This window comes from Noviherbaspirillum sp., from assembly GCF_036846085.1.
Lineage (GTDB): Bacteria > Pseudomonadota > Gammaproteobacteria > Burkholderiales > Burkholderiaceae_D > Noviherbaspirillum.
Window position 1 is genome coordinate 1 of the sequence record NZ_DAIUCO010000321.1, and the last position, 5,360, is coordinate 5,360.

General features: G+C 59.9%; 8 protein-coding genes. 2 read left to right on the forward strand and 6 right to left on the reverse strand.

What is annotated here, in order from left to right; all coding sequences use genetic code 11:
- A partial coding sequence (gene phaP, locus V7080_RS23675) for a TIGR01841 family phasin (protein WP_334190837.1) occupies positions 1–469 on the forward strand: 469 nt, incomplete at its 5' end.
- A gap of 77 nt (positions 470–546) precedes the next feature.
- Here phaP and V7080_RS23680 read toward each other — a convergent pair.
- The 4 genes from V7080_RS23680 to V7080_RS23695 all read right to left on the reverse strand — a co-directional run bounded on the left by V7080_RS23680 (position 547) and on the right by V7080_RS23695 (position 3,619).
- A complete protein-coding gene (locus V7080_RS23680; protein ID WP_334190838.1) occupies positions 547–1,659 on the reverse strand; it encodes a DUF2855 family protein in 1,113 nt (370 codons plus the stop codon).
- Between the two features lie 30 nt (positions 1,660–1,689).
- Complete coding sequence (locus V7080_RS23685) at positions 1,690–2,643, reverse strand: alpha/beta hydrolase (protein ID WP_334190839.1); 954 nt, start codon at positions 2,641–2,643, stop codon at positions 1,690–1,692.
- A gap of 105 nt (positions 2,644–2,748) precedes the next feature.
- Positions 2,749–3,093 (reverse strand): hypothetical protein, encoded by a 345-nt coding sequence (locus V7080_RS23690; protein WP_334190840.1) that lies wholly within the window; start codon positions 3,091–3,093, stop codon positions 2,749–2,751.
- A 7-nt stretch (positions 3,094–3,100) separates the two neighbouring features.
- Positions 3,101–3,619, reverse strand: a complete 519-nt coding sequence (locus V7080_RS23695; RefSeq protein ID WP_334190841.1) for a pyridoxamine 5'-phosphate oxidase family protein — start codon at positions 3,617–3,619, stop codon at positions 3,101–3,103.
- A gap of 142 nt (positions 3,620–3,761) precedes the next feature.
- Here V7080_RS23695 and V7080_RS23700 point away from each other — a divergent pair, with 142 nt between their 5' ends.
- Positions 3,762–4,070 (forward strand): GNAT family N-acetyltransferase, encoded by a 309-nt coding sequence (locus V7080_RS23700; RefSeq protein ID WP_334190842.1) that lies wholly within the window; start codon positions 3,762–3,764, stop codon positions 4,068–4,070.
- Between the two features lie 89 nt (positions 4,071–4,159).
- Here the strand turns inward: V7080_RS23700 and V7080_RS23705 are convergent, their stop codons facing one another.
- Positions 4,160–4,795, reverse strand: a complete 636-nt coding sequence (locus V7080_RS23705; protein ID WP_334190843.1) for a LysE family translocator — start codon at positions 4,793–4,795, stop codon at positions 4,160–4,162.
- Positions 4,796–4,821: 26 nt separating this feature from the next.
- Positions 4,822–5,360, reverse strand: a 539-nt coding sequence (locus V7080_RS23710; RefSeq protein WP_334190844.1) for a tyrosine recombinase, incomplete at its 5' end; no start/stop codon positions are given.

Below are 5,360 nucleotides of genomic sequence, written 5' to 3' on the forward strand. Positions count from 1 at the left end.
GGAAAAGATCGCCGACCTGAACCTGAACGCAGCCAAGGCATCGCTGGAAGACTCCGCTGTCACCGCACGCCAGCTGATTTCCGCAAAAGACCCGCAGGAATTCTTCTCGCTGACCGCAGCACAGGCACAACCGACCGCCGCCAAGGCAATCGCTTACGGCCGTCATCTGGCAGGCATCGCAACCAGCGCGCAGTCCGAGTTCACCCGTGCGACCGAAGAGCACATCGCTGAGACAGGCCGCAAGGTTTCCGCCCTGGTCGAGGACGTATCCAAGAACGCACCGGCTGGTTCCGAGAATGTCGTCGCGATTTTCAAATCCGCGATCGGTAACGCCAATGCAGGTTACGAGCAGTTCACCAAGACAACCAAGCAAGCTGCTGAAGTGCTGGAAGCCAACCTGAACAATGCCGTGACCCAGTTCTCGCAAGTTGCTGAAAAAGCCACTTCGGGTATCCGCAAGGCCAAGTAATTTTCAGGCAATTCGCTTTACTCTAAAAACGGGCCGCATCTGCGGCCCGTTTTTTTATTCAGCGCCGCATTGATCCGTCATCCATGCAGTGACAGCACATGGCCTTCGTCGGGCCGGGCACGACCGTCGATCATGTCGCGATACACCCGTTCGACCGCATCCGGTCCGCTTTGCCGGGATACCTTCATCCAGCCTTTCGTCTCCGCCAGGAATGCGCGCCACACCTCGCCGAAACGTTCCTGCACGCCGTGAGGCCCCCAATCGGCCGCCCGCTTCTTCGCCTGTGCCGGCGCAAAAAACAGCGTTGGCCGCGCGCCAGGCAGATTGCCGGCGCCGCCCCGCTGCTCCCAATGGGTGCCGCCGACCGCGCAGGAGTACTTCATGTTGTCGCCGAAATGATGGTGCAGCGCGCTGCGCACTTCGCCGTTACCTGCCATATCGACGTACACCACCGGCGTCTCGGCGGGCAGCGATGACAATTGGTCGTAAGTCAGCACCTGGTCGTAGCAGCCGAGATTCTTCACGAATTCCACGTTGCCCGGCGATGTGAGTCCGATCACCTGATACGTCTTTTCCAGACGGCGGGAGAGCATGAAGGCCAGCCCGTAGGATGTCTTGCTGGAGGCGCTGGAGAGGATGACGGCGTTGGCGCCGTAGAATCCGTTGTCGAACAGGAAGTCGTCGATGAGGAAGGACGTCACCAGCAGCGGGCGCAGCAGCATCTGCTCGGCTTCGCGGCTTTCCTGATACGACGGATCCGCGCTGGTGCGCAGATATTGGTTGTAAAGCGGATGCAGCGGCTTCCGGTGCACAGCGCCATCGTAGAAGCCGGACGTGCCGACGCGCTCCGGTTCTACGACCACATAGGACGACATCGGGAAATAGCCGTAAAAGCGCTCGCCGGGTGCAATGCCTTCCTGCTCCGAACGAACCACCTCGCCGAAGCCCCAGACCGGGATCCTGCCCCAGCCTTCTTCGGTCGGAAAAAAATTCCAGTACGACATCGCATCGCCGAACGCGGCATACGTGACGTTGTTGGAAGTGAAGGCAAACTGGTCAACCTTCAGCAGTACCTGCCCGGCCTGAAGCGCCGTATCCCTGGTGACCGCGGCGGGTACGCTCCTGCATTGATGCAAATCGCTCCTGCTGACAAGGAAATCCAGCGCGGCTGTTTCCGTATTGCTTGTCATGGGTATCTCCTTTATGGTCGTTGGTTGCGGTCACTTCAGGACCGATGCAAGCCAGTTCAGCACATCACGCTGCACTTCCTCGCGATTGGTCTCGTTGAGTAATTCATGCCGCGCTTCGGGATAGAAATGATGACTGACGCGCGTCAGGCCGAGTTCGTTGAAGCGGTCGAGCAGCGCATGTGTCGCCTGCAGGTTGGCACCCACCGGATCGAGCGCGCCCTGAATGACAAGTACCGGCAGATCGACGGGTATGCGTGCCTCGCGTACCGGGTCGCGCAGCAGTGCCATCCCCTGAAAGAAATCGCGCACCAGTTCATTCGAGAACGGAAAGCCTGCCAAAGGATCTTCCTCGTATTTGCGGACTTCCTCCGGATCGCGGCTGAGCCATTCGAAGCCCGGCTTGCCGGTAAAAGGTTTATTGAAATCGGCAAAGCGATTGGACCAGATCTGCGAGGGACCGAGCGGCGCCGCCTGTGCCGCTGCATTCAGGGCGGTGATCGCCTCCTTCGGCGGCGGCGGACCGTAGGCAGTGCCGCTCAGGATGACCGCATCGAGAAGATCGGCGTGGCGCGTGATGTAGTCCTGGGTGATGAACGATCCCATGCTGTGGCCGAACAGTACCAGCTTTGCACCGGCATGGTTGTCGCGTATGGATTGGCTGAGCTGCCGCTCGTCCTCCACGAACCGGTTCCATGCGTCCGGTCCCGCATCGCCGAGTTCGCCGGACCGGATACGGGTGCGGCCGTGCCCGCGATGATCGGTCGCATATACCGCATACCCCTGGCCGACCAGTGCGCGTGCAAAGCGTTCGTAGCGGCCGCCATGCTCGGCCGCGCCGTGGACGATCTGGATGACGGCCGTCGGCGCAGCGGCTGTTGACCAATAGCGGTAATGGATATCCGTGCCGTCTTCGGCGCGGAATGATTGGGAGGTGCTGGTGTCAGTATTGCCGGTCGATGGCGTCGATACGGGTGTGGCGTTCATTGCTTCCTGTCTCCTGAATTTTTATTGGAATGACCGACAACATACCCCAAAACCGGAATGCGCGATCTGACAAGCCTCGTGAGAGCCTTGTCATCGCCGACAGGCCTATACCGCGCCGCGCAGCACGCTCAGGTACGCCAGCGACAATGCCGCCCGCTTCGCCTGCCTGTAGTCGGGATACATTCGTTCGCCCTTGGGGTGGACGCCATTGCGCTGTTCAAAGACCAGCCAGCCCTCCGCATCCTGCAGTACATATACGCCGTCGGTGCGGGATATCCTGTTTGATACGCTGCCATACGGCAGTTCGATGCTGTCGGCCCATGCGTCGAACATCGCGCGGGGAATCGTGAACAGTGTCTGCAGCGCCGACCAGTCGCCGTCAAGATGCGCGTTCACCGCTTCGGTAACCTTGCCGCGGATGATGATGTCGAGCTGCTTTTCCGGACTCATGGAAGCATCACCTTGCTGGGCGTTTTAGTTCCCGCTGCGTCCACATGCCATCCATCATTACCGGATACTGTACCGGCCGGAAGGACGTGAAGTGCACATCACGCACATGCGAAAAATTGGACCACAGCATTCGTCCGCCTTTCAGCCGTCGTGCCAGGCCGACGCGGCGACGCACGCGTTGCAGTTCCTCCTCGGTTGCAGGCCGCAGCGCGCCGACCGTGCCATAAAGACGTACCCCCGGCGGGGATCGGAAACGACCGCCGAATAAGGAAAGAAACCAGAACTTCGCGCTCGCATTCACCGCCATCAGGCATACATGTGGATTGGTTTCGAGATTTTTTGACAGCAGGCTGGTGTACTGGTCGAAATAGAAGGCCGTGCCGTTGTCACGCAGGAATACCGTTCCGATCGGCGTGATGTTCGGCATCCCGTCAGGACCGGTCGATGCAATCGAGCAATACAGGCTTGAAACTTGTCCCTGCTGGACAACATGCTGGATTTCCTTCCAATGATCGGCAATACGCAAGGCGGCTCCTCGTAGTTCTGGTCATAATTGGTTTGCACGAAAGTATAGCGCCTGGCAAGGCAGCCTCTTCAAGGGTTGACCCCATGCCGAAGCAGGGCCAACATCTGCAAGCCAAAAAATCCGTTAGCCACCAGGAGTACCGATGAGCAATCCCGCACTGCGCAACAATCAGGACAAGCATCGCTATGAGTTGATCGATGACGATCAGGTGCTTGGCTACGCCGAGTACAACATGATGGGCGACGCCGTGATGTTCACCCATACCGAGATCGCATCGGAACATGAGGGCAAGGGATACGGGTCGCAGCTCGCGCAGAAGGCACTCGATGATGTGCGCAGCCAGCACAAGCAGGTGATGCCGGTTTGCCAGTTCATTACCGCCTATATCCGCAGGCATCCCGACTATATCGACCTTGTCACGCCGGACAGCCGGCGGGCGTTCAAGATTTAACGCGCATCGGGATTCGGCCGATCATCAGCCACGTACTGGCCAAGTACGAACGACCCGCCGATTGAGCCATCGGGGCGTGCGGCGGCAGGTCAACGTCCGCTAGGCCTGTCCAGCAACAGCAGGCGCAGCGCCAGCGCGGCCAGCACGCTGCCCAGGAACCATGACTGATACTGCGCGGCGCGCGGATTGCGTTCCATGAACTTGCCGACCTGTCCGCTGAATGCACCGAACACCGCATTGAAGGCAAGGCCGGCAACGGCCAGGATGGCACCCAAGGCGAGCAATTGCAGTTGCACATCACCGCGCCGGGCATCCACGAATTGCGGAAGAAATACAATAAAAAACAGCAAGGCCTTGGGGTTGAGCAGATTGTTGATCATCGCCATCCTGAACACCCTCACGAGCGATCCGTCTTTCCTGTGAGGGATAACGGCATCGCCGGGTTGGCGGAATGCTTGCAGCGCCAGCCATGCGAGGTAGAGCGCTCCTGCATAACGCAGCAAATCGAATGAAGGCGACCATGCGGCAACCAGCGCGGTGATACCGACAGCCGCGAACAGGGTATGCACCAGGTCGGCGGCGGCAATGCCGAGTGCGGCGGCATACCCGCCGCGCGGGCCATGGGCAATGCCGTACGACAGAACAAACGCCATATTCGGACCCGGCGACAGAAACAGCGCCAGAACGGCGAGCAGGAAAACCGCGAGCGTGGAAAGATCGATCATCGTATTCCCCTCTGCATGCAGGCCGGTCATCCCCGCGGATGATGCTCCGCATGCAGTTTCTTCAGGCGCTCGCGCGCCACATGGGTGTAAATCTGCGTGGTGGAGATATCGGCATGGCCGAGCAGCAGCTGCACCACCCGCAGGTCGGCGCCGTGATTCAGCAAGTGCGTCGCGAATGCATGGCGCAAGGTATGCGGCGAAAGCGGCGCATTGATCTCCGCCTTGAGCGCATGCTTCCTGATCAGCGTCCAGAACATCTGTCGTGTCATTGCCCCGCCACGTGCCGTGACAAACAACGCATCGTCGATCCTGCCGTTGAGGATGACGGAGCGCGCGTTCTTCAGATAGCGTTCGATCCAGGCACGCGCTTCTTCGCCGAACGGCACCAGGCGGGTCTTGCCGCCCTTGCCGGTAATGCGCAGGACGCCTTCGTTCATCCCCAACTCGATCGATTTCAGCAGCACGAGTTCCGAGACCCGCAAGCCGCTTGCGTACATCAGTTCCAGCATCGTGCGGTCGCGCAGGCCGAGCGGGGTCGCTATGTCAGGCGCGGCAAGCAGCGCTT